This window comes from Pseudomonas sp. NCCP-436 (assembly GCF_019656335.1).
GTDB lineage: Bacteria > Pseudomonadota > Gammaproteobacteria > Pseudomonadales > Pseudomonadaceae > Aquipseudomonas.
Genome location: NZ_BPLZ01000005.1, coordinates 1 through 21,333, shown reverse-complemented (window position 1 = coordinate 21,333; position 21,333 = coordinate 1). Strand labels below are relative to the sequence as shown.

Sequence of the window (21,333 nt, the reverse complement as noted above, 5' to 3'; positions counted from 1 at the left end):
TTCTGGCAAACTGTGCGCATGTTCCGTCCTATCTGTTCCCGTTGCCAGCGTCCCTCTGGTCATTGCCTCTGTGCGCTGATTCCTGCGCTCGACAGCCGTACTCGCCTGCTTATCCTGCAGCATCCCAGTGAGGCGCGACATGCTTTGAACACGGCCCGATTGGCTGCACTGGGACTATGCAAAGCCGAGCTGCTGGTGGGCGAGGTTTTCGAGGATTTGCCACGGCTGCTGGAGTGTCCGGGTTATCGGCCATGCCTGTTATTTCCGGGTGAGCAGGCAACGGTGCTGAGCCGCTACGCGGCAGATGACTTGCCGTTGCTGTTGGTGGTGCCTGACGGCACCTGGCGCAAGGCGCGCAAATTGTTGTATCTCAACCCTTTGCTGACAGCCTTGCCGCAGGTGACGCTGAACAATGTCAGTGCCTCACGCTACCGGTTGCGCAAGGCGCCAGAGCCTGGTGCGCTGTCGACTATCGAGGCCATCGTCGCCGCGCTTGATGCCCTGGAAGCTCCGCAGTCGTTCAGTGCCCTGTTGCGACCGTTCGAGGCTCTGATCGACGGCCAGATAGCTGCAATGGGCGAGGCGGTTTACCAGCGTAATCACCTGTAGTCTGGAAGCCCTGAGGCCGGCCGATTCAAGGATCGGGCAGGGTTTTCTGACGCAGGATGTACAGGCTGACCAGTACAGCGCTAGTGAGCATGAACAGGCGGGCTGGCAGCAGTGGAACGAGGTAACAGGACAGGGCGATGCAGGGCCACATCAGGCTCAGCGCATAGATCTTGGCTCGGCGAGGAATGCCCTGACCATCGAGGTAGTCACGGATCCATGGGCCGAGGCGGGGGTGCATCACCAGCCAGAGATAGAAGCGCCGCGAGCTTCTGACGAAGCAGGCGGCAGCCAGCAACAGAAAGGGAGTGGTTGGCAGCACCGGCAGGAAAATGCCGATGACGCCGAGTACCACGTTCAGCCAGCCCAGTGTCAGGAGTACATAGCGCACGCTGCGATGGCGGCTCTCGCGGACTTCTCGGGGCATGGACTGGTGCGCGGTTCAGTGACGCGGCTTGAGCAGGGCGGGTTTTTCTTCGGGTGCCTGGCAGAGCAGGAACAGGGCAGTTAGTAGCTCAGGGATCTGGTCGACCATGCTGTCCACCAGGTCACGGTCGCGGGCGATATCGGCGAACTCCTGCTGTTCGTCAAACAGGCCGGAGCCGACCATGATCGGCAGCAGCAGTTCGCTCACCTCTTCCTCGGCATCTTCGAACCACACCGATTCGCGGAGGAATACTCCTTCCATGAAGCCAATGCACCAGCCGCGTAAATCCGAGTCGTCCGGTTCCTCACCCAGATCCAGCTCGCAGGGCAGCTCGGGTTCTTCTTCGCCAGCCAACTGGCGGGCGATATGAGCCTTGAGGTGAACCAGCGTGCCTTCGATTTCTTCGCGCTCGGCCTCGTTTCGGTAGTGAGGCGGCACGGCGAACAGAGCATCGATCCATTCGCGCTCGGGAACCTGCTCGGGGCAGATGGCCAGGGCGGTGAGGTAGCCATGGGCGGCCACGTAGTCCAGCGCCTCTTCATGCAGGTCGTCGGCATCGAGGAAGGCTTGCAGGCGGGACAGTTGCTCGGCAAAGGACATCGTGGAGTTACCTTGAGGGAAGATATCGAGGCAGGATTCTAGTCCACCGCGTCCCCTGCGGCCAGCGCAAGGCTCGCCGCCTGCCGGGAGCCGCCCCGTGCCGGCTGGAGTACGGCATAATGTGCGGCTCGATTCGGAGGCCTACATGCTCGACCATGCCTTGCGCATTCTCAAAGATGTTTTCGGTTATGACGCGTTTCGTGGCAACCAGGCCGCGATCATCGAGCGTGTGGCAGGCGGTGGTGATGCACTGGTGCTGATGCCTACCGGCGGTGGCAAGTCGCTGTGCTATCAGGTACCGGCATTGATGCGTGAGGGGCTGGCAGTGGTCGTGTCACCACTGATTGCGCTGATGGACGACCAAGTCGCTACTCTGGAAGAACTGGGGGTGGCGGCGGTGGCGCTCAATTCCACGCTGAGTATCGACGAGCAGCGCGAAATCGCAGAACGTATCCGTCGCGGGCAGATCAAGATGCTCTACCTGGCTCCTGAGCGCCTGGTACAGCCGCGTATGCTGAACTTCCTGCAGGGGCTGGAGATCGCTCTGTTCGCCATTGACGAGGCCCATTGCGTCTCGCAATGGGGGCACGACTTTCGCCCGGAATACCTGCAATTGGGGCAGTTGGCTGAACTCTTCCCACAGGTGCCGCGTATCGCTCTGACCGCAACGGCAGACAAGCGCACTCGCGAGGAAATCGTCCAGCGCCTACACCTGGATAAGGCAGAGCGCTTTCTGTCGAGTTTCGATCGGCCGAACATTTTCTACCGCATCCAGCCCAAGGATCAGCCGCGCAAGCAACTGCTCGGTTTTCTTGCAGCCCGCAAGGGGGATGCAGGCATCGTTTACTGTCTTTCGCGCAAGAAGGTTGAGGAGGTGGCCGAGTTCCTCAGCGGCCAGGGCTTTCCGGCGCTGGCGTACCACGCGGGCCTGCCCAACGAGCTTAGGGCGTATCACCAGAAGCGTTTTCTCAATGAGGAAGGGCTGATCATGGTGGCCACCATTGCCTTTGGTATGGGCATCGACAAACCCAACGTGCGTTTCGTCTGTCATCTGGATCTGCCGAAGTCGCTGGAGGCCTACTACCAGGAAACCGGCCGGGCCGGGCGCGACGGCCTGCCGGCCGAGGCGTGGATGGCCTACGGTCTGCAGGATGTGATTTTCCTCAAGCAGATGCTGGCCAACTCCGAAGGGGATGAGCGGCACAAGCGCATCGAGCAGCACAAGCTCGATGCCATGCTGGCTCTATGCGAGGAAACCCGCTGCCGGCGCCAGGCGTTGCTGGCTTATTTTGACGAGGTGTTGGCTGAGCCCTGCGGTCATTGCGACAACTGCTCAGACGGTGTGGAAACCTGGGATGCCACCGAACCCGCACGTCAGGCTCTGTCGGCTATCTACCGCAGTGGTCAGCGATACGGCGTCGGCCATCTGGTGGACATCCTGCTCGGCCGCGATAACGAGAAGATCCGTGCCGCAGGCCACCAGCACCTGTCGGTGTTTGGTGTCGGCAAGGCACTGAGCGAAGGGGAGTGGCGCACACTGTTCCGCCAGTTGGTGGCTCGGGGGTTGGCCGATGTGGATCTGGAGGGCTTTGGCGGCCTGCGACTGCACGAGAGCTGTCGGCCGCTGCTGCGTGGCGAGGTCAGTCTGCACCTACGCCGTGAGCCCAAGCCAGCCCAGGCGGCGAGAGCCTCCAGCAGCTCTGCCAGCCAGTTGGTGCGCGTTCACGAACGGGAGACTTGGGAGGCGCTACGCAGCCTGCGCCGCAAGCTGGCCGAAGAGCACGGAGTACCGCCTTACGTGATCTTCCCCGACGCAACTCTGCTGGAGATGCTCCGGCGCCAGCCCGGCTCTTTGCGCGAGATGGCCGAAGTCAGCGGTGTCGGCGCGCGCAAGTTGGAGCGCTATGGCCGGGCCTTTCTTGAAGTGCTCAATGGGGGAGCGGATGAAACACCTGTGCCGGTGGCCGACCTGCGCCATGAACTGGTGACTCTGGCCCGTGCGGGCATGACCCCGGTTCAGATCGCCGGCCAGTTGGGTTGTAGCGAGCGGAATGTTTACAGCCTGCTGGCCGAGGCTATTGGCAACCAGCAACTGACGCTGGAGCAGGCTCTGGATCTGCCGGAGACGCTGCTGGGAGAGATTCAGGATGCATTCCTCGAGGGCGAGGGCGAGCTGCCGGCGGTTAGTGAAATTGCCGGGCAGTTTGCCGGGCAGGTCGACGAGGCGGTGTTGCATTGCGTGCGTGCAGCGCTTCAGACCGAGTTCGAAGGTTGATGACGCTGCACGGTAAATGGCGGCATTTTGAAATGCCTGGGCACAAACAGGGCTTGCCCTGTGGGCGCGGTTATGGCTAGCTGGCTAATAATTAGTTTTTTGATGTTTGTGTGAGTTAGCCGACCCTATGTCCTACCCTGATCAACACCGTTTTGCCATGCAAGTTGCTCAACTGTCCCGCGCCTGGCGCTCTGAACTCGACCGTCGCCTGGTCGGTCTCGGTCTTTCCCAGGCACGCTGGTTGGTGTTGCTGCACCTGGCGCGTTTTACCGAGATGCCAACCCAGCGCGAGCTGGCCCAAAGTGTTGGCGTGGAAGGGCCGACTCTGGCGCGTTTGCTCGACAGCCTGGAAAGCCAGGGACTGGTGATGCGGGTTGCTGTACCGGAAGATCGCCGGGCCAAGAAGATTGCCCTGCAGCCCAAGGCTCAGCCACTGATCGAGAAAATTGAGGCGATTTCCACGCAGTTGCGCCGAGAAGTATTTGCCGGCATTGATGAGGACGACCTGCGTCGCTGCCAGCAGGTTCATGCGCGTGTACTCGGCAACCTGCTGAACCGGGCGTAGCCCTGTAGTAGCGGGCTGCCGCCGGTGCATCTGGGGCGGAGCTCAGAAACTCCTGCCCAGGTTCAGATAAAGGGCCTTTTCCCGCTCCTCATTGAAGCCGTAGCTGAAGTTCAGCGGCCCCAGCGGTGTGTCCAGCCCAAGGAATACGCTGGCGGCGTTGATGTAGCCGCTGTCGAAGGCATTGTCGTTGTTCCAGGAGCGTCCGCGTTCCAACGACAGCCCCAGGTAGAGCGGGAAGTCGAGCAGCAGTGAACGCTGCGTCAAGCGCCGGAAATAGATCAGTCGAGCCAGGGCCATGTTCTGTCCGCTCAGAGCATCCTCGCGGAAGCCCGAGAGCGTTTGCGCGCCGCCGAGGGTAAACGCCGAGGTAACGATTTCGGCCTCGTCCAGCGTGCGTCCGTAGCGGCCGCCCAGTATCCAGGTGTTCGAACCGAAACTGAGGGCCTTGTCCAGGTTTATCTGCCACTGCCGGTACTGTTCATCAGAGCCCAGGCTACGGTCGTATTTGCGCAGCATCACACCGATGACCTCGCCGCTACGGGGAAAGTCCAGACTGTCGAAGGTGTCGAAGGAATACTTCAGCTCGTAGTAGCCCTCGCTGAAGCTGAAGCTTGGTAGGTCGCGTTCGCCGACATGTACGTTCGCTTCGCCCCAGGACTGGCCGATGCCGAAACGGATTTCCCCGCTGTTGGCGATCTGCCGGCCGAGGTTCAGGCCATAGCCGTAGCGTTCCAGGCGATATTCGGCGATGGGGTCGTTGTCCAGGATGGCTTCGACGTTCTGTGCCTCGCCGAACAGGTAGGGTGCGACGAAGTAGCGCGAACTGAAGTCGAGTGGCTGATAGAACTCACTGTACAGTTCCTGACGGTCGCCCAACTGCAGACGGGTCAGCCACTCGGCGCCGAGTTCATTAATGCCATTGACGCGATAGCTGGCGCCGATGTTGAAGGCACTGTCGCCGCGCATGTCGTCGGAAAGACTCAGCCCCAGGCGCAGGTAGTCTGTGCCGGTGCGTTTGCCACGGGCATCGATCACCAGCGCGCTGCCGTGCTCGTCTAGTGGTTCCAGGCGATACTGCACCCGGTCGAAATAGTCCAGCCCGTACAGGGTGCCCATGTCCTTTTGCAGCTTGTCCAGATCGAGCGCTTCGTCCAGTGGCTGGCGTATGTGTTTACGGATCACCATATCGCTGACCTTGGAGTCGTTCACTACGTGAATCGCACGAATAACCGGCGTGCGCTGTTCGCTGCTGCGTGCCAGCGCCAGGGCGGGGCTGCCACCGCGACTACCCTGCAGCCGGGCCAGGCGTTCGGCCTGGATCTGCGTGGCCCGGTAGCCGGCGTCGATCATTTGCGCGCCACGGTCGAAGTCGGCCGAGCCGAAGCCGGCCAGTGAAGGCTGAATCAGAACATCGTCGGCGTTCAGAGTGGCCAGCTGTGTCTCAGAGTTGCTGCGCATCATCAGGGTGATCGACTGGTTCATTACGTCGAATACTGTGTGCAGATCCCGAGCCGGTTTCAGCGGCATTTCCAGATCCACCACGATGACCTGATCCACACCCATCTGTCGGGCTACGTCGATGGGCACGTTGTTGACCATGCCGCCATCGACCAGCAGACGGCCGTCGACTTCTACCGGGGCAAACACCGCCGGGATCGACATACTGGCGCGCATTGCCTGCGGCAGGTGGCCGCTGGACATGACCACCTGCTCACCGGTGACCACGTCGGTGGCCACGGCGCGGTAGGGGATTGGCAGAAGGTCGAAGTTGCGAGTCGCGCTGCGGTGTACCAGAAGGCCTTCAAGCAGCAGTTCAAGGTTCTGTCCCTGGATCACCCCCAGTGGCAGGCCGAGACTGCCATCATCACGGAAACTGAGCTTCTGCTTGACCAGAAAATCGCGATCGTCCTGCTTGCGGCGGAAGGGTATGTCCTCGCGTGGCGGCGAGTCGGACAGTGCCTGCTGCCAGTCCAGCTCAAGCGCCAGACGCTCCAGTTCCGCCACTGAATAGCCGGCAGCGTAGAGACCGCCGACAATGGCCCCCATACTGGTACCGGCAATGGCGTCGATGCGGATACCCTGTTCCTCCAGCGCCTTCAGAACGCCGATATGCGCCAGACCGCGAGCGGCACCACCGGACAGCACCAGGCCGATGCGGTCGGCCGCAAGCACAGGAAGGCAGAAGACAATGGATAGGCAGAGCAGCAAGGAGACAAACAGGCGGCGCATGAGGGTTTCCGGCTGAAAGAAAGGCAAAGGCGGCTATTATAGGCGCCAACCTGCCCGTACCAGAGCTTTGTCATGTCCGATCAGAAACCCGAAATCGTCATCACCTATTGCACCCAGTGCCAGTGGTTGCTACGTGCGGCCTGGCTGGCCCAGGAACTGCTCAGCACCTTTTCCGACGAGTTGGGCCGTGTCAGTCTTGAGCCGGGCACCGGCGGTGTGTTCCGGATCGTTTGCGACGGCCAGCAGGTCTGGGAGCGCAAGGTCGATGGCGGTTTTCCCGAAGCGAAGGTCCTCAAACAACGGGTTCGCGATCTGATCGACCCGGGCCGCGACCTGGGACATAACGACCGTTAACCGCGCTGTGGCAAATGTGCATCGTCAGCGTGGCATTCGTGCGGATACTAAGATGGCACCGACGATCAGCAGGCCACCAGCGAGCATGCGCAGTGTCGGCTGCTCGCTGAACAGCCACCAGGCGAAGAGGATGCCGTAGACCGGCTCCAGGGCGAAGATGACTGCCGTGGTACGAGCCTTGAGCACCCGTAGGCTGGCGACGAACAGGCTGTGCGCCAGGCCCGTGCAGAAAATCCCCAGCAGTGCCAGCCACAGCCAGTCCAGCGGCTTGACCGCAGCCAGCTGTGGCCAGGCCAGTGGCAACAGACAAAGCAGCACAGTGAGGTTCTGGTACAGCGCAGCCTTCACCGGGTCGAGTCCCCGAGTGCTGGCGCGGTTGAGCAGCGATAGCAGGGCGAACAGCAGCCCTGACAGCACAGCCCACAACAGCCCGTGGGTCGCGCTGCTGTCGAGACTGAACTCCGGGGTAACGAGGATCAGTCCCACGCAAACTACGCCGACCAGAATGAACTCGACGGGGCGGGTGCGTTCGCGGAACAGCAATCCTTCCAGTAGCACGGTGAAAGCCGGGAAGCTGGCAAAACCCAGTGTTGCGATGGCTACCCCCGAGACTTTCACCGCTTCGAAGAAGGTGATCCAGTGGCTGCCCAGCAGTACTCCGCCGAGTGCAAGCAGGGCCAGTTGGCGCAGGCTCGGCCGCGTGGCATTGCGGCTGCTCCAGAGTAGTGCGGCCAGACCGAGGGCGAGCACGGCGAACAGGGCGCGGCCACCGGCGATCATGCCGGGGGTAGTGGCTGCAAGCTTGCCGAAAATGCCGGACAGGCCGAAGAACAGGGCTCCAAGGTGAATCGCCAGCAGGGCGTTGCGTTCCGTCATGCCAGGCGTGCGCCATTGGGCAACGGGTGGTCGAAACCGGCCAGCACAACGCGGTTGTCCAGGTCGTAGGCCCCGGTTACCAGTACCTCGGAACGGATACCGGCAATGCGCTTGGGGGCAAAATTGCAGACGCACAGCACCTGGCGGCCCGGCAGTTCCTCGCAGCGATAGTGAGCTGTGATCTGCGCGCTGGAGGTCTTGATGCCCAACTCGCCGAGATCCACCTCAAGCACGTAAGCGGGTTTGACCGCCTTTGCATTGGGGTAGGCCCTGAGGATGGTGCCGACGCGCAGCTCCACCTTCTCGAAATCCTGCCATTCGATAGTTTGCATGGTGTACTCCTTGATCCTGCCAGGCAGTCTATGTCGCAGCCTCCCGGCTGTCTGTCGCGCAAGGTGCAGCTTTTGTCGCGAGACTCTCGGGAACCTTAGCGGTCGCGACGCAACTGCCGTGGGGTCATGCCCAGGTGCCGGGAGAGTGCCGCGGTAAAGGCACTCTGCGAGCTGTAGCCGACACGCGCGGCGATTTCGCCGATGGCCAGCTCGCTGTCGCGTAGCAGCTGTTCGGCCAGTAGCAGGCGATGCAGGCGAATGTATTCCATGGGCGTGCGGCCGGTTTCGGCGAGAAAGCGGGCGTGAAAGCGTGCCGGCGAGAGGCCGGCCAGGCGAGCCAGATCCTGTACCTGCAGTGGATGGGCTGCATGCCGCTCGATGTACTGATCAATTGCCGCCAGCGGCAGCCGCGGTGCAGTAGCTGCCGGGTGGCTGCAAGCCAGGCTGCCGAGCAGCAGGGCGGCTCCCTGGGCGGCGATCACCGGATCATTGATCGGGCTGTCGGCCAGCCAGTTGAGCAACCTTCCCTGGGCCGGATCGAGTAGCAGGGCGACGGGGCGCTCCAGCAGCCGCTGAATGCTGTCGGCATGGTGGCCAAGCTGCTGCTTCAGCCAGTCACTCGATGGCAGATCCAGCACCAGGCACTGACTGCCGTCTGGGCTGCCGCAGGTGTGCCTGGAGCTGGACGGTACCACCGCCAGATGATGACGCAGTACCCGGCTGCCCCGACCTTCCACTTCGAACTGCAGCTCGCCGCTGAGCCCAAACACCAGTTGCGCATGCTCATGGCTGTGACTGAGTACTTCGTGGCTGTAGTGACGCAGAGAGAGAATCTGGGACATGGTGTTTTCCTTCACAGGAACGTCAGTGTAACGCCTGTGCGTGTGGCTGTGCGTCACCTAAACGTCCTTGCGCTGTCATGCCGGTTTCACGCTGAGGCCGCAAGCTCGGGAAAAAACAGACGGAGGGCGTCCATGAGCCACCATCAGCCAGCCTGCGCACTGAGCCGGCAGCCTGTCCGCACCCTGTGGATTTCCGATGTGCATCTGGGCACCCGAGACTGTCAGGCCGAGCGTCTGGAGGAGTTTCTCGGGCGCTTCGATGCCGGGTGTATCTATTTGGTCGGTGACATCATCGACGGCTGGAAGCTGCGCAATGGAATCTACTGGCCGCAGAGTCATACCAATGTGATCCGCAGTCTGCTGAGCATGAGCCAGCGTGGCACCGAAGTGGTCTATGTCACTGGCAACCACGACGAGTTCCTGCGACGTTACTCCAGCCTGGTGCTGGGTAATATCCGTCTGGTAGATGAGGCGGTTCACCTGACTGCCGATGGCCGCAGGCTCTGGGTGATCCATGGCGACCAGTTCGACGTGATTACCCGTTATCACCGCTGGCTGGCATTTCTCGGCGACACCGCCTACGGCGTTACCCTGACCCTCAACCGCTGGCTCAACTACTGGCGTCGCCGCTGGGGTTACGGCTACTGGTCGTTGTCGGCGTACTTGAAGCACCGGGTTAAGCGGGCCGTTAGCTTCATCGGTGAGTTCGAGCAGGCCATTGCTCATGAATGCGTGAGACGATCTCTGCAGGGAGTGGTCTGTGGCCATATCCACCATGCCGAGATTCGTCGTTTGGGCAATATTGAGTATCTGAACTGTGGCGACTGGGTGGAGTCATGTACGGCCCTCATCGAACACTCTGATGGGCGCATCGAGCTCTATCGGGCGCAGAGTGACGGCGATGCGAATCCTGCCCAGCCTGCGGCCTCATCCAGTGAGGCGCAGACAGAGAGCTTTGATCAGAGCAAGGCTGCCTGTTGTGGCTGCAATACCCCTTCGAGGTTCAGTAACAGTTGCTTGCGTGCCAGGCCGCCGGCATAGCCGGTGAGGGTGCCGTTGCGTCCGATAACTCGGTGACAGGGCACGATGATGGAAATGGGGTTGGCGCCGTTGGCCGCACCAACCGCACGCACGGCGCGGGGGCGGTCAATCGCATCGGCCAGCTCGGAATAACTGCAGGTTTGGCCGTAGGGAATGGCCTGCAGAGCCTGCCAGACTTGCTGCTGGAAAGCTGTGCCGCAGAGCGCCAGACGCAGCTCGAAACGCCGCCTGGAGCCGGCAAAATATTCGTCGAGCTGGTGACACACCATATCCAGCTCGCTTCTGGCTGGCTGCCAGTCCGAGCCGATGCGCCACGGACGGCTGTCCACTTCCATCAGCAGCAGGTGCAGGCCCTGTTCGTCGCCAGCCAGCAGCAGCGGGCCGACGGGACTGTCGTGATAGCGGTAATGCATGGGCTCAATTTCCTGTATGGAATTGCCAGAGATGGGCGGCGGCATAGGCCCGCCAGGGGCGCCAGGCTTCGGCGCGGGCTTGCAGACGACGAGCGTCAATGCCTTCAGGGCCCCACACCGGCGCCTTGAGCAGTCCCAGGTCGCTGGCGGGGAAGGCATCGGCTTCGCCGAAGGCGCGCAGGGCGATGTACTGCGCAGTCCAGGGGCCTATACCGGGAAGAGCGCAGAGACGTTCGATCAGCGCGTCGCTGCCGTTTTCCAGGCTCAGCTTCAGGCTGCCGTCGGCGATCCGCGCAGCGAAGTGCTGCAGACACTGCACACGCTTGCCAGGCATGCCGATGCCAGCCAGATCCGCCTCCGCCAGTGCCTGAGCGGTCGGAAACAGATGGCTGACGATGGTATCCGGTTTTACCTCCAGCGGCGCTCCGATGCGTTCTACCAGACGTCGTGTCAGAGTAACCGCAGCCTTGACCGTGACCTGCTGGCCGATGATGGCGCGTACCGCCTGCTCGAAAGGATCGAATGCCACCGGTAGGCGCAGCCCGGGGTTACGCTGAACCAATGGCGCCAGCAGCTCGTCCTTGGCGAGGTGCCGGGCAATGGCAATGGGATCGCTATCGAGGTCGAACATGCGCCTGACCCGCTCGATCAGCTTTGCCTGCAGTGAGGTTGAAGCGACCAGGGCCTGCAGTTGCAATGCGTTCTGGTCGAGCAGCGGTGTCACGCGCAGCCAGCCGGCATGGCCGTCAAGGCTGTAGCTGCGGCTGTAGCAGTCTGCTTCCAAGACTTCGAGGCCGGTCACCGCACGAAGGGCGAAATGACTTCGGAACTGCTGCCATTCCCATGGCGGCTGGTAGGGCAGGCGCTGCTCGAAGCGGATCATCAGCGGTTTTTCCGGAAAGTTCACGGTAGGTCAGGGTTCGACACAGACCCTAGCCTGGGGCAGAGCACTCTGTCAGCGTGAAAATGACTTTCAAATTGTCTGCATCGATTCGGCATCCGCCATTTCGCGCTGGTAGCGCCCGGGTGTGACACCTTTCCAGCGTCTGAAGGCATGGATGAAGTTGGACAGCTCGCCATAACCCAGGCGCTCGGCGATTTCTTCCAGGGTCAGCCTGCTGCTGGCGAGTAGTTCCTCGGCCAGCGCCAGACGTACCTCGTCCTGCAAGGTGCGGAAACGGGTGCCCTCGGCTTCCAGGCGACGCCGCAGAGTGCGACTGCTCAGGTTCAGTTGTCGGGCAATCTGCTCCATGCCGGCCTGTGGCCCCGCGGTGTTCAGCAGCAACTTGCGTACGCGGCCGGCCAGGCCCTGCTGCCATTGACGGCGCACCAGCAGCGCCCGGCATTGCGCTTCGCAGGCTTCGGCCAGTTGCGAATTGGCCCGTGGTAGCGGCTGGTCGAGTATCTCGGGGGGGAAGATAAGGCGGTTGCACGGCGCGGCGAAGCGCGGTAGCTGGCCGAAGGCCTCGCAGAAGGGTGCCGGATCTGCCGGCGTGTCCTGGCACATCTCCAGCGTCAGCAATGGCCGTGGCGTGCCGAGCAGTTCACCGGCCACCTGCAGGGCGGCGAGCATGTCGCGCTGCACGATAAAGTCATGCAGTGGTGCCGGCAGAGCGCTGCCGTCGAAATACAGGCTGATGCCGTCGATTGCTTCGCTCAGACTGAGGCGGGTGAAGGCGTAGGTCAGACTGTGGTAGCGCAGGCCCAGCTCGGCGGCCTGGCGCACCGTGGCGCTGTTGAGCAGGGCGTAGCCCCAGGCACCGTAGGTGGTTAGCCGATAGCGCCGGCCGGCCTGCAGGCCGAGATCCGTTACGGCCGGGAGTGCCTGGATCAGGTTGGCAATCAGCTGTAGCTCACTGGCCGCTTCGATCTCCGCGTTGGGCTGGGTCAGTTGCGTAGGGCCCAGCCCGCTGTCACGCAGGCAGAGCTCCAGGCTTAGGCCAAGGTCGATACCAAGTTGGGTCAGCAACTGGACGCTAAGGATGCTGCGGCGCGGTGGCCAGGGTGTCGGCATGGCTTGTCCGAAATTCACAATAACTGGCCGACTATGCCATAACCCGCCGGCTTTCTGGACAGTAGTATCGGCGTATCGTCATTGATGGGAGGGGATATCACAATGCACAACAACCCCCGCACCAACGCGTCCTGGCGTGTGCTGATCATCGGCAGCGGGTTCGCCGGTATCGGCCTGGCCATGCAATTGCGGCGCCGTGGTGAGGACGACTTCCTGTTGTTGGAGAAAGCCGGTGAAGTGGGCGGAACCTGGCGCGACAATGGTTATCCGGGCGCTGCCTGCGACGTACCTTCGCACCTGTATTCCTTCTCCTTCGAGCCCAAGCACGACTGGACGCGCAAGTTCGCGCCACAGGCAGAGATTCATGCCTACATACTGCAGTGTGTCGAAAAATACCGCTTGCGACCGCATATCCGCTGTCACAGCGAGGTGAAGAGCGCACGCTTCAATGAAGGGCGCGGCATCTGGCAGGTTGAGCTCCGTGGCGGGGAACTGATCGAGGCGCAGGCGCTGGTCAGTGCCTGCGGTCAGCTCAACCGTCCAGCCTACCCGGCACTGCCGGGGCTACAGAGGTTTCGCGGCGATGCCTTCCATTCGGCGCGCTGGCGCCATGATCTGGATCTGAGCGGCAAGCGTGTGGCAGTGATCGGCACCGGTGCCTCGGCAATCCAGTTCGTCCCGCAGATCCAGCCTAAGGTGGCGCAGCTTTGCCTGTTCCAGCGCTCGGCCGCTTATGTGCTGGCCAAACCGGATCGTGCCTACCGGGCCTGGGAAATCGCCCTCAAGCAGCGCTGGACGTTGCTTCAGCGTGTCGACCGCCTGCTGCAGTATCTTCATCATGAGGTCCGCGCTCTGGCCTTTATTCACTTTCCCTGGCTGATGAAACTGTTTCGCCGCAGCTTCGTCCGTCATTTGCAGCAGCAGATGCCCGATGAGGGGAAGCGGGCACAGTTGCAGCCGGACTACCCCATGGGCTGCAAGCGCATCCTGATCAGCAACGACTACTTTCCGGCCCTGGCTCAGTCCAATGTGGAGATCGTCGACTCGCCCATCCGCGAGGTGCGTGAGCAGGCGCTGGTCACTGCCGATGGCCGCGAGCATCCGTGCGATGTGCTGATCTACGCCACCGGCTTTACTGCCACCGAGTTCCTTGCGCCGATGCAGATCTTCGGTCTGCATGGAAAGTCGTTGCAGCAGGCCTGGCAGGCCGGTGCCGAGGCCTACAAGGGTATCAGCGTCAGTGGTTTTCCCAACCTGTTTTTGCTCTACGGGCCGAACACCAACCTCGGGCACAGTTCCATCCTTTACATGCTGGAAAGCCAGTACGCCTACGTGCTGGGATGTCTGCGGGCATTGCGTGAGCAGCAGTTACGCTATCTGGATTTGCGCCCGGAGGTGCAGAGTCGCTACAACCTCCGTATACAGCAGACGGTGCAGCGCAGCATCTGGGATCAAGGCTGCCATAGCTGGTACAAGACCGCCGATGGCCGGCATACCAACAACTGGCCGGGCTTCACCTTCAGCTATCGCTACATGACCCGCCAACCGGAGCTTGCCGACTATGACTGCGTCCGCTGACTTCAACCCACCGCTAGCCGGGCAGGTGCTGCTGCGCAGGCTGTTGCGCGGGATTTTGCGCCTGAGCTTCCGAACGCTGGTCAGGCCGCCGATGCCGGTGGCCGGCCAGCGCCGCGTCCTGCGTCTGCTGACCACCCTGACCCTGACTCCACGTGGGGTTGCACGGCGTAACGCTACACTGGGTGGTCGTCCCTGCCAGTGGCACAAGCCGGCCAACGCTGGTACTGGCGTGTTGCTCTACCTGCATGGCGGGGCCTTTATGATCGGTGGGCCGGATACGCACCGCGGTCTCTGTGCCAGTCTGGCTAAGGAGAGCGCTTTGGCGGTATGTGCGCTGGATTATCGGCTGGCTCCGGAACATCCTTTTCCGGCCGCTCGTGATGACGTGGTGGCGGCCTACCGACAGCTGCTTGAGTCGGGGTATCGCGCCCAGCAGATAGCCATCGGCGGTGACTCGGCTGGCGGCAATCTCGCCTTGATCGGTTGCCTGCGGATTCTGGAGCTGGGGCTGCCGGCACCTGCGGCGCTGGTGTGCTTCTCGCCGGTCACCGACCTGACTGGCGAACATCTACATCAGCCGCCGGCAGGTGATCCGCTGCTTCATCCCCGCTGGCTGGAGCAGGCCGCTGCTCTGTACTGCCCGACAGATCTGCGGCGTGACGACCCGGGCCTGTCGCCACTGTTCGCCCACCTCGAAGGGCTACCGGCGATGCTGATCCAGGTTGGCGAGGACGAACTGCTGCGTAACGACAGTCTGCGCTTGGCCGAGCAGGCCCGTGCTTCTGGTGTCGAGGTGCAGTTGGAGCATTATCCGGGGCTTTGGCACGTGTTTCAGGCTCATGTCGGCTTGCTTCGTGTAGCGGATTACGCTGTAGCCAGGGTAGCGGCCTTTCTGCGTCGGCAGGGGCTCTGAGGGCTGTTCTGCCGGTCTATCCATGAGCTGGTGCGGGAACGTTGCATCGGCACTTTTGTGACAAAGACTTTCTACTTGAGGCCGGATGGCTGTGAGGCGTCTACGCTGTTGATGACGGCTCTCAGCCCGGTTTCTACCGGGCAGTCGTTATTGTGCAGAGAAGCAGACACATCGAGCCTAGGCTCGATTCTCGGGGCGGCTCCGTCAGGAGTCGCGACACTGCCCGTCAGGGCGGTTGCAATGGGGAAGTGGTCAAGCCATCCATAGCCTGAGAGGAGGTCGTTTATGAGCACAGCCTTTCACGAAGACGCCAGCATCCAGGTGCTGCGTCGGATGAAGGAAGGGGGATTCGACTTCGCCCGATTCCACCCCATCGAGTTCTACGCCATTTTTCCCGACGAGGAGCGGGCCCGCATGGCAGCCAGAAACTTTCGCGGCGAGTCACTCAAGGCCGAGGTATCACCGGGTGAAGGTGGAGCCTGGCACTTGCAGATCAGCAAGGTGATGTATGCCACCCAGGCAGGTATCGGAGCTTTCGAGCATGACCTGGAATCCATTGTGATTCCTCTGGGTGGCCGGATGGATGGTTGGGGCGTTACACAGGAGCTGAATGCCTCGGCTGCCCCATGAGGAACCAGACCCCATCGGCCGGTTGCCCGGTCGATGGGGGGATGTATGGCTCGACTTGTAGCCCCTCCTCGCGCAGACTGCGCGGCGGAGGTAGTTATGGCCGATGTTCTGATTCTGACCCATGTCGATTATTGTCCACCCGCTCATCTGGCTACGGTGCTGCAGGCACGTGGCTGCAGTTTCGACGTGCTGCGTGTTGACCAGGGTGAACTTCGTGATTACGACCTTGAGCAGTCGCGAGCCGTGGCCGTGATGGGCGGGCCTATGAGTGTCAACGATCCGCTGCCGTGGATCGCCGAGGAAGTAACCGCTCTGCAGTGTTTGATTGCCCGGCAGGTGCCGATCATCGGTCATTGTCTTGGCGGTCAGTTGCTGGCCCGGGCACTGGGAGCCGATGTTCGGGCAATGGGTTACACCGAAGCTGGCTGGCAGCAGATGCAACGGCAGGTTGAGGCTGCCGACAGCCCCTGGCTGGCGCACCTGCCCGAAACCTTCAGCATCTTCCAGTGGCATGGCGATACCTTCAGCCTACCCGAGGGAGCTCAGCCGTTGATGAGCAGCCGCTGGTGCGACCATCAGGGTTTTGCCTGGGGTGACAGGGTATTGGCGTTGCAAGGCCATCCGGAAATGACCGTGGAGCTGGTTGAAGCCTGGCTTGACGACTGGGCGCACCTGCTTGATTCCGGCCAGCCCAGCCAGCAGAGCATCAATGAAATGCGTGACAATCTGCCGGCTCGCGTCAAGGAACTCAATCGGGTTGCCGAAGGCTTCTACGAGCACTGGCTGACGCTGGCTGGCCTTTGAAGCCAGGAGTCAGGCGCTGTACGAAAAGTCATCGAGCGCAGTTTTCGTACAAGGAACTAGTCGATATCTTCGATAAGGGCCAGCAGGTCAGTGACGCCGACCTCCGTACCGCTCTGCGACAGCAGGGTGGTGGCCTGGCCGCGATGGTGTGTCTGGTGGTTGAACAGGTGCATCAACAGGGCGAAGAAGTTTTTCTTTGCCTCCACGCCCTTCATGTTGCGGTAATGCAGTTGCTGGTCCAGTTCTTCTTCGCACAGTTCCTGCGCCAGTGCCTCAATGCAGTTGTCCAGTCGCCGGCGTAGCTGCCCCAGTCCGCGAATGTCCGCTGCCATTGGCTGGTCCAGTCGTTGCGGCCTTTCCAGGTCAACCAGCGGCTGAAGTGCCTGATAGCGAACGGGCAGGGCGGTATAGCGCTTTAGCCAGATCAGGTCGGCTACCACCAGATGGTTGAGTGTGCCGAGGAGCGAGCCGAAGAAGGCGCCCCTTTCGGCGCTCAGGGCTTCGTCGGACAGGCTGGCAGCAGCGGCGTAGAGACGCTCGTTCATCCAGGAGTTGTAGCGAGCCAGCAGGCGGATATGTTCGATTCTCTGCATCTGTCACTCCTTGGCCGAAGCATGCTGGTGAGGGCTCTATAGCGCCAATTTACGACGAAAGTGGTGATTTCGGCAGCCAAAGTAGCATTGTCAGTCGCTGGCATGACAACCATGCTCGCAGGCAGGATGCCCGGAGAACCCTCGATGTCCTCGCTTACCTCCCTCCGTTGTCGGATGGCCAACGGCGTGCAGCTTCACCTGCAGCAGCAGCCCTGGATTGAGCAGGCGGGGCTGTGTCTGCGGGTAGCGGCCGGTAGCCATGACGAGCCGGAAGAATATCCGGGGTTGGCGCATTTCCTCGAACATCTGCTGTTTCTCGGCAGCAGGCGCTATCCAGCCGGACAGGGGCTAATGGCATTCGTGCAGCATCAGGGCGGGCAGGTCAACGCCTCCACCCGGGCACGATATACCGATTTTGTCTGCGAGCTGCCGGCGGCGCAGTTGGGGCCGGCATTGCAGCATTTGCAGGACATGCTCGGTCAGCCGCTGCTGGAGTTGCAGGCGCAGCAACGTGAGCGGGAAGTACTACAGGCCGAATACCAGGCGCGCAGTCAGGATAGCGATGTCCGCATCGACCATGCACTGGCTCAGGCACTGGCCCCCGGGCAGCGTTGTGCCGAATTCCTGGCGGGCGAGCGCAGCAGCCTGCCATTGGAGTCTGAGGCCTTTCAACAGGCATTGCGGACTTATCACCAGCGCCATTATCAGGGGCGACAGATGAGTCTGGCCCTGGTCGGGCCACAGTCGGTGCAGCAACTGCTGGAGCTGGCGCAGAGGCATTTCGGCGATTTTGCTGCCGGCGATGACGTGGTCCTCCGAGCCAGGCCGGCGTCTCTGCTGCCATTGCAGACAAACCGGCTTCGTTTGCAGCATCCTGGCCCGGGTATTTGCCTTGGGTTGGCCCTGAGCCTGCCGCAAGGCGAATTGCAGCCGGCCTTGGCAATCCTGCTGGATGCTCTGCAGGACAGCGCTGGAGATGGCCTGGTGGCCAGGCTGCGTCAGTTGCAGTTGGGACAACGGCTACGGGGTCGGGTGCTATATGCCTATGCCGGAGAGTGCCTGCTACGTCTGGACTGCATTGGCAGCCGGCCGCAACAGGCGGCGGATCTGCGGGCGGCGTTTCTGGGCTGGATGCAGCTGGTGCGTCGGCCATCGTGGTGGCGCCTGCGGTTGCGTGAGTGGGAGAGCAGTGTCGTTCGCCGGCAGTTGGCGGCAACTCCGCTGGAGGTAGCCCGGCAATTGCTGGAGCCGCAATTGCAGTCACAGGAAACACTGGAGACGCTGTTGGCACTCCTGGAACAGATGGCCACTGGCGAGGGGCTGATAGAGCTGGTCTGTACCCCCGAGGAGCAGCCGCGCTGGCCGGCCAGAGGGCTGGCACTGCCGCTGAGCATGCTGCCTGGTGTGGCGGTTGCGCCGCTGCGCCTGCCGGCGTCTGCGGTAGGGTATCTGCCTCAGCCGCATCGACTGCCAGCGGTTCGCTTGCGGCAGGTTCCGGGCACTGCCTGGGGTGGCCCGGCTGCCATGTATTGGCGGGCACCGCTGGAATCGGCGGATGATTTGCAGAAGATCGAGGCAGGTTTGCGGGAGCGTATCGCCGATCTGTGCCAATGGGGTGAGCGTCAGGGTATCGCCAGCCGGTTGGAGGTGCAGACTGCGGGCTGGACGCTGGCCTTGCACGGCGCAGCTGAACTGCTGCCGGCATTCAGCGAGCGGATCTTGGCTGTGCTGCTGGCTGGGGGGCAATTGCCAGACGAATCAGCGCTTAGCCATGGCCTGCTGTTGCGAACGCTGTTGCAGCGTTTGCCGCAGCTGTGTGAAACACCGACCGCTCAGGGACTCCAGGGCTTGAGTGTGGGGTTGGGTGCCGCCCAGCAAGCGCAACTGGCTCTGAGCTTCGAGCGCGTTCTGCCACTGCTCGATCCGCCCCCTCCGGCGAGGCGCTCCGGCCTACTCTGGCAGCAGATACAGCAACCGGGTAGTGATGCGGCCGTGGTGCTGTTCTGCCCGCTGGCAGCTACCCGTGCAGCTGCTGAGGCGAGCTGGCGACTGCTTGGCCAGTGGCTGCAGAAGCGATTTTACCAACGGTTGCGGGGCGAGTTGCAGCTGGGCTACGCACTGACGGCAGGTTTTCGTCAGGTGCAGGGGCAGCGTGGATTGTTGTTCGCCCTTCAGTCACCGCATACCGACGCGGCCGGAATCTTTGCCCATCTACAGCGTTTTCTCGAGGCACAGCAGGCGTCGCTGGCAGAGTTGTCGGAGGCCTCGCTGGAGGAATATCGCGTTGCCTTGCGCCAGGCTCTGGAACCGGCGCGCAGCAATCCTACGCGGGCAGAGCAGTTGTGGTGGTTGCACCTGGCCGGTTTGCCCGAGTCGCATCTGCAAGAGGTGCGTCAGGCATTGGACGAGCTTACAGCGCATGATGTATGCGCAGCTCTTGGCCATCTACTGGCCGGTGAGGACTGGCGTGTGCTGGCCAGTGGTTCCTCCTGCTAGGCTGACGCCCCTCCGGCACGCCTGACGCTGCCCTTACCCTTTTCTGTCATTAGCTAAACGCCAGGGTTGTTCGCAACTCATGGCCGCCGCGTGCGGCATTCTACGTCTAAGGATCTATCCGGTACTAAGACCTTCCGCCTGCTACCGGTGGCAGGCCCGTTGCAAGCCACTGGAAGTGGCCCAGATCACCTGCGCCAAAGTGCTAGCAATTTGCTGCCAAGGCAGCGTATGGCCGTTCTCCCTCGGTTTCGATAATCGCCTCCGACCCGACTGCCCTGGCGGTCGCCACTCAAGCGGAGAGCGTTATGAAGAACAACAAGATCGCCAACACCCGGTTTTTGCCACTGACCCTTGCTGCCGCAGTCGCGCTGGCATGCGCGCAGCAGGCCTCGGCAGAAATCATGCTGTATGATCAGGACGGTACTACCTTCTCCACCGACGGTTACATCAACGCCTTTTACGTCAACAGCGACGTGGATCGTGAGGGCGATCAGTTCGACCGCCGTCAGTCGCGGGTGAAGATGGGCTTTCTGCCCAACTGGATCGGCTTCAACTTCGGCAAGCAGATCGATGACCTCAAACTGAGTGGCCGCGCCTCGTTCTGGGTCACCATCAATGACGGCGAATCCAACGGCACCGACACCGCCATCGACGTGCGCCAGTTCTACGGCACCGTCTCCAATCCCGAGTGGGGCGAGGTGTTGATCGGTAAGGACTTCGGTCTGTTCGCCCGTTCCAACATCTTCCTCGATGAGCTGCTGGCCGGTTACGGCAACGTTTCCGATACCCTTGGTCTGGTCGACGGCAACGGCGTGTCCTTCGGCAACATCGGCACCGGCTACCCGTACCCGTTCCCGACCTCGCAGATTACCTACCGCAACAACAACCTGGCCGAGGGCCTGCGTGTCGCTGTCGGTATCATGGATCCGGTCGACACCAACGATGACAGCGCCGTTGGCAAAGCCTATCAGGAGAATCCGCGCTTCGAGTCGGAGATCAGCTACCAGTTCGACCTCGGCGGTTCGACCATCTACACCTGGATCAACGGTGCCTACCAGACCTCCGAGAACACCGACGACAGCGTCGACACCATTACCTCCAAGGGCGTGGGTTACGGTGTACAGGCCAAGATGGGTGGTCTGTCGCTGACTGCATCGGGCTTCCAGGCCAAGGGCATCAACCCCTTCTTCACCAACAACCTGGGCGAGCCGACCCTGCGCGACATCGACAGCGATGGCTACCTGCTGCAGGGATCCTACTCCTGGGGCAAGAACCGCGTGGCGTTGTCCTACGGCAAGACCGAGGATGATGGCAACGGTCTGGGTGTGGCCGCCGATTACGAAACCCGTGGCATTGCCTACTTCCGGACGATCAATGACAACCTCAAGCTGGTGGCTGAGTACAACCAGTACGAGATTGACGCCGCCGAAGGCAGTGGTCTGAACGAAGATACCGATACCTTTGCCGTGGGTGCAGTGCTCAGCTGGTAATCCGGCTCAGGGCAGACAACGGGAGTCCAGCAATGGCCTCCCGTTTTTTATGGATGAAAAAGGAGAGACAGCATGATCGGTATCTGGAGCGAGCACGCGCAGATATACCTGCTGGTGCTTGCGTTGAGCGGCGATTTTCAAGGTAGTTGTCGCGTGAGCGTATCACGCTGCCTTTGATGTTTGCTGCAGTACCGCTTCCCGCTCCGGGTTCAGGCACACGATTGGTGCCAGCACCCAGTTCCTGATGTTGCCGCT

At 61.8% G+C, this 21,333-nt stretch carries 20 protein-coding genes and 1 pseudogene; 11 read left to right on the top strand and 10 right to left on the bottom strand.

Translation table 11 applies throughout. The annotated features are described in order from the left end of the window. Positions 1 to 18 precede the first annotated feature (18 nt). The gene (locus NCCP436_RS07305; protein WP_220803332.1) at positions 19 to 609 is read left to right on the top strand and encodes a tRNA-uridine aminocarboxypropyltransferase; all 591 of its coding nucleotides are present in this window, start codon (positions 19 to 21) and stop codon (positions 607 to 609) included. A 25-nt stretch (positions 610 to 634) separates the two neighbouring features. On the opposite strand, the gene NCCP436_RS07300 is transcribed toward NCCP436_RS07305, so the two are convergent. Together NCCP436_RS07300 and NCCP436_RS07295 are read right to left on the bottom strand one after the other, a co-directional pair. Next, positions 635 to 1,033, bottom strand: coding sequence for a YbaN family protein (locus NCCP436_RS07300; RefSeq protein ID WP_220803331.1), 399 nt, complete (start codon positions 1,031 to 1,033; stop codon positions 635 to 637). Between the two features lie 15 nt (positions 1,034 to 1,048). Then, entirely contained in the window at positions 1,049 to 1,633 is a 585-nt protein-coding gene (locus tag NCCP436_RS07295; RefSeq protein ID WP_220803330.1) for a YecA family protein, read from the bottom strand. A 145-nt stretch (positions 1,634 to 1,778) separates the two neighbouring features. Here NCCP436_RS07295 and recQ point away from each other — a divergent pair, with 145 nt between their 5' ends. After that, entirely contained in the window at positions 1,779 to 3,908 is a 2,130-nt protein-coding gene (recQ, locus tag NCCP436_RS07290) for a DNA helicase RecQ (RefSeq protein ID WP_220803329.1), read from the top strand. 127 nt (positions 3,909 to 4,035) lie between these two features. Then, positions 4,036 to 4,473 carry a MarR family transcriptional regulator gene (locus NCCP436_RS07285; protein ID WP_220803328.1) on the top strand — a complete coding sequence of 146 codons (438 nt, stop codon included), beginning with the start codon at positions 4,036 to 4,038 and terminating at the stop codon, positions 4,471 to 4,473. A gap of 42 nt (positions 4,474 to 4,515) precedes the next feature. Here the strand turns inward: NCCP436_RS07285 and NCCP436_RS07280 are convergent, their stop codons facing one another. Beyond that, a complete protein-coding gene (locus NCCP436_RS07280) occupies positions 4,516 to 6,702 on the bottom strand; it encodes a patatin-like phospholipase family protein (protein WP_220803327.1) in 2,187 nt (728 codons plus the stop codon). A gap of 72 nt (positions 6,703 to 6,774) precedes the next feature. Here NCCP436_RS07280 and NCCP436_RS07275 point away from each other — a divergent pair, with 72 nt between their 5' ends. Further along, positions 6,775 to 7,056, top strand: a complete 282-nt coding sequence (locus tag NCCP436_RS07275; RefSeq protein WP_220803326.1) for a SelT/SelW/SelH family protein — start codon at positions 6,775 to 6,777, stop codon at positions 7,054 to 7,056. A 24-nt stretch (positions 7,057 to 7,080) separates the two neighbouring features. On the opposite strand, the gene NCCP436_RS07270 is transcribed toward NCCP436_RS07275, so the two are convergent. The 3 genes from NCCP436_RS07270 to NCCP436_RS07260 all read right to left on the bottom strand — a co-directional run bounded on the left by NCCP436_RS07270 (position 7,081) and on the right by NCCP436_RS07260 (position 9,106). Further along, complete coding sequence (locus tag NCCP436_RS07270) at positions 7,081 to 7,932, bottom strand: DMT family transporter (protein WP_220803325.1); 852 nt, start codon at positions 7,930 to 7,932, stop codon at positions 7,081 to 7,083. Beyond that, complete coding sequence (locus tag NCCP436_RS07265) at positions 7,929 to 8,264, bottom strand: tRNA-binding protein (RefSeq protein ID WP_220803324.1); 336 nt, start codon at positions 8,262 to 8,264, stop codon at positions 7,929 to 7,931. The genes NCCP436_RS07270 and NCCP436_RS07265 overlap by 4 nt, the downstream gene beginning before the upstream one ends. A 95-nt stretch (positions 8,265 to 8,359) precedes the next feature. After that, positions 8,360 to 9,106 carry an AraC family transcriptional regulator gene (locus NCCP436_RS07260; RefSeq protein ID WP_220803323.1) on the bottom strand — a complete coding sequence of 249 codons (747 nt, stop codon included), beginning with the start codon at positions 9,104 to 9,106 and terminating at the stop codon, positions 8,360 to 8,362. A gap of 132 nt (positions 9,107 to 9,238) precedes the next feature. Here NCCP436_RS07260 and NCCP436_RS07255 point away from each other — a divergent pair. Beyond that, positions 9,239 to 10,033: pseudogene (locus tag NCCP436_RS07255) on the top strand (UDP-2,3-diacylglucosamine diphosphatase); the annotation flags it as partial. A 32-nt stretch (positions 10,034 to 10,065) separates the two neighbouring features. Here NCCP436_RS07255 and NCCP436_RS07250 read toward each other — a convergent pair. The 3 genes from NCCP436_RS07250 to NCCP436_RS07240 all read right to left on the bottom strand — a co-directional run bounded on the left by NCCP436_RS07250 (position 10,066) and on the right by NCCP436_RS07240 (position 12,574). After that, positions 10,066 to 10,560 (bottom strand): methylated-DNA--[protein]-cysteine S-methyltransferase, encoded by a 495-nt coding sequence (locus NCCP436_RS07250; RefSeq protein WP_220803321.1) that lies wholly within the window; start codon positions 10,558 to 10,560, stop codon positions 10,066 to 10,068. 4 nt (positions 10,561 to 10,564) lie between these two features. Then, on the bottom strand, positions 10,565 to 11,443 hold the full coding sequence (locus NCCP436_RS07245) for a DNA-3-methyladenine glycosylase (protein ID WP_220803320.1): 879 nt from the start codon (positions 11,441 to 11,443) through the stop codon (positions 10,565 to 10,567). 90 nt (positions 11,444 to 11,533) lie between these two features. Then, positions 11,534 to 12,574, bottom strand: a complete 1,041-nt coding sequence (locus tag NCCP436_RS07240; protein WP_220803319.1) for an AraC family transcriptional regulator — start codon at positions 12,572 to 12,574, stop codon at positions 11,534 to 11,536. A gap of 102 nt (positions 12,575 to 12,676) precedes the next feature. Between NCCP436_RS07240 and NCCP436_RS07235 the strand changes: the two genes are divergently transcribed. The 4 genes from NCCP436_RS07235 to NCCP436_RS07220 all read left to right on the top strand — a co-directional run bounded on the left by NCCP436_RS07235 (position 12,677) and on the right by NCCP436_RS07220 (position 16,499). After that, positions 12,677 to 14,152 carry an NAD(P)/FAD-dependent oxidoreductase gene (locus NCCP436_RS07235; RefSeq protein ID WP_220803318.1) on the top strand — a complete coding sequence of 492 codons (1,476 nt, stop codon included), beginning with the start codon at positions 12,677 to 12,679 and terminating at the stop codon, positions 14,150 to 14,152. Continuing rightward, a complete protein-coding gene (locus NCCP436_RS07230; RefSeq protein ID WP_220803317.1) occupies positions 14,136 to 15,065 on the top strand; it encodes an alpha/beta hydrolase in 930 nt (309 codons plus the stop codon). The genes NCCP436_RS07235 and NCCP436_RS07230 overlap by 17 nt, the downstream gene beginning before the upstream one ends. Positions 15,066 to 15,350: 285 nt before the next feature. Beyond that, a complete protein-coding gene (locus NCCP436_RS07225; protein WP_220803316.1) occupies positions 15,351 to 15,695 on the top strand; it encodes a ribonuclease E inhibitor RraB in 345 nt (114 codons plus the stop codon). Positions 15,696 to 15,791: 96 nt separating this feature from the next. Further along, positions 15,792 to 16,499, top strand: a complete 708-nt coding sequence (locus NCCP436_RS07220) for a type 1 glutamine amidotransferase (RefSeq protein WP_220803315.1) — start codon at positions 15,792 to 15,794, stop codon at positions 16,497 to 16,499. Positions 16,500 to 16,555: 56 nt separating this feature from the next. Here the strand turns inward: NCCP436_RS07220 and NCCP436_RS07215 are convergent, their stop codons facing one another. Further along, positions 16,556 to 17,092 carry a DinB family protein gene (locus NCCP436_RS07215; RefSeq protein WP_220803314.1) on the bottom strand — a complete coding sequence of 179 codons (537 nt, stop codon included), beginning with the start codon at positions 17,090 to 17,092 and terminating at the stop codon, positions 16,556 to 16,558. A gap of 144 nt (positions 17,093 to 17,236) precedes the next feature. Between NCCP436_RS07215 and pqqF the strand changes: the two genes are divergently transcribed. After that, positions 17,237 to 19,588, top strand: coding sequence for a pyrroloquinoline quinone biosynthesis protein PqqF (gene pqqF, locus NCCP436_RS07210; protein ID WP_220803313.1), 2,352 nt, complete (start codon positions 17,237 to 17,239; stop codon positions 19,586 to 19,588). A 305-nt stretch (positions 19,589 to 19,893) separates the two neighbouring features. Further along, positions 19,894 to 21,078 (top strand): porin, encoded by a 1,185-nt coding sequence (locus tag NCCP436_RS07205; protein ID WP_220803312.1) that lies wholly within the window; start codon positions 19,894 to 19,896, stop codon positions 21,076 to 21,078. Positions 21,079 to 21,333 lie beyond the last annotated feature (255 nt).

Coding starts and splice junctions, on each gene's coding strand:
- NCCP436_RS07305 (WP_220803332.1), top strand. CDS start 19: ATGTTCCGTCCTATCTGTTCCCGTTGCCAGCGTCCCTCTGGTCATTGC.
- NCCP436_RS07300 (WP_220803331.1), bottom strand. CDS start 1,033: ATGCCCCGAGAAGTCCGCGAGAGCCGCCATCGCAGCGTGCGCTATGTA.
- NCCP436_RS07295 (WP_220803330.1), bottom strand. CDS start 1,633: ATGTCCTTTGCCGAGCAACTGTCCCGCCTGCAAGCCTTCCTCGATGCC.
- recQ (WP_220803329.1), top strand. CDS start 1,779: ATGCTCGACCATGCCTTGCGCATTCTCAAAGATGTTTTCGGTTATGAC.
- NCCP436_RS07285 (WP_220803328.1), top strand. CDS start 4,036: ATGTCCTACCCTGATCAACACCGTTTTGCCATGCAAGTTGCTCAACTG.
- NCCP436_RS07280 (WP_220803327.1), bottom strand. CDS start 6,702: ATGCGCCGCCTGTTTGTCTCCTTGCTGCTCTGCCTATCCATTGTCTTC.
- NCCP436_RS07275 (WP_220803326.1), top strand. CDS start 6,775: ATGTCCGATCAGAAACCCGAAATCGTCATCACCTATTGCACCCAGTGC.
- NCCP436_RS07270 (WP_220803325.1), bottom strand. CDS start 7,932: ATGACGGAACGCAACGCCCTGCTGGCGATTCACCTTGGAGCCCTGTTC.
- NCCP436_RS07265 (WP_220803324.1), bottom strand. CDS start 8,264: ATGCAAACTATCGAATGGCAGGATTTCGAGAAGGTGGAGCTGCGCGTC.
- NCCP436_RS07260 (WP_220803323.1), bottom strand. CDS start 9,106: ATGTCCCAGATTCTCTCTCTGCGTCACTACAGCCACGAAGTACTCAGT.
- NCCP436_RS07250 (WP_220803321.1), bottom strand. CDS start 10,560: ATGCATTACCGCTATCACGACAGTCCCGTCGGCCCGCTGCTGCTGGCT.
- NCCP436_RS07245 (WP_220803320.1), bottom strand. CDS start 11,443: ATGATCCGCTTCGAGCAGCGCCTGCCCTACCAGCCGCCATGGGAATGG.
- NCCP436_RS07240 (WP_220803319.1), bottom strand. CDS start 12,574: ATGCCGACACCCTGGCCACCGCGCCGCAGCATCCTTAGCGTCCAGTTG.
- NCCP436_RS07235 (WP_220803318.1), top strand. CDS start 12,677: ATGCACAACAACCCCCGCACCAACGCGTCCTGGCGTGTGCTGATCATC.
- NCCP436_RS07230 (WP_220803317.1), top strand. CDS start 14,136: ATGACTGCGTCCGCTGACTTCAACCCACCGCTAGCCGGGCAGGTGCTG.
- NCCP436_RS07225 (WP_220803316.1), top strand. CDS start 15,351: ATGAGCACAGCCTTTCACGAAGACGCCAGCATCCAGGTGCTGCGTCGG.
- NCCP436_RS07220 (WP_220803315.1), top strand. CDS start 15,792: ATGGCCGATGTTCTGATTCTGACCCATGTCGATTATTGTCCACCCGCT.
- NCCP436_RS07215 (WP_220803314.1), bottom strand. CDS start 17,092: ATGCAGAGAATCGAACATATCCGCCTGCTGGCTCGCTACAACTCCTGG.
- pqqF (WP_220803313.1), top strand. CDS start 17,237: ATGTCCTCGCTTACCTCCCTCCGTTGTCGGATGGCCAACGGCGTGCAG.
- NCCP436_RS07205 (WP_220803312.1), top strand. CDS start 19,894: ATGAAGAACAACAAGATCGCCAACACCCGGTTTTTGCCACTGACCCTT.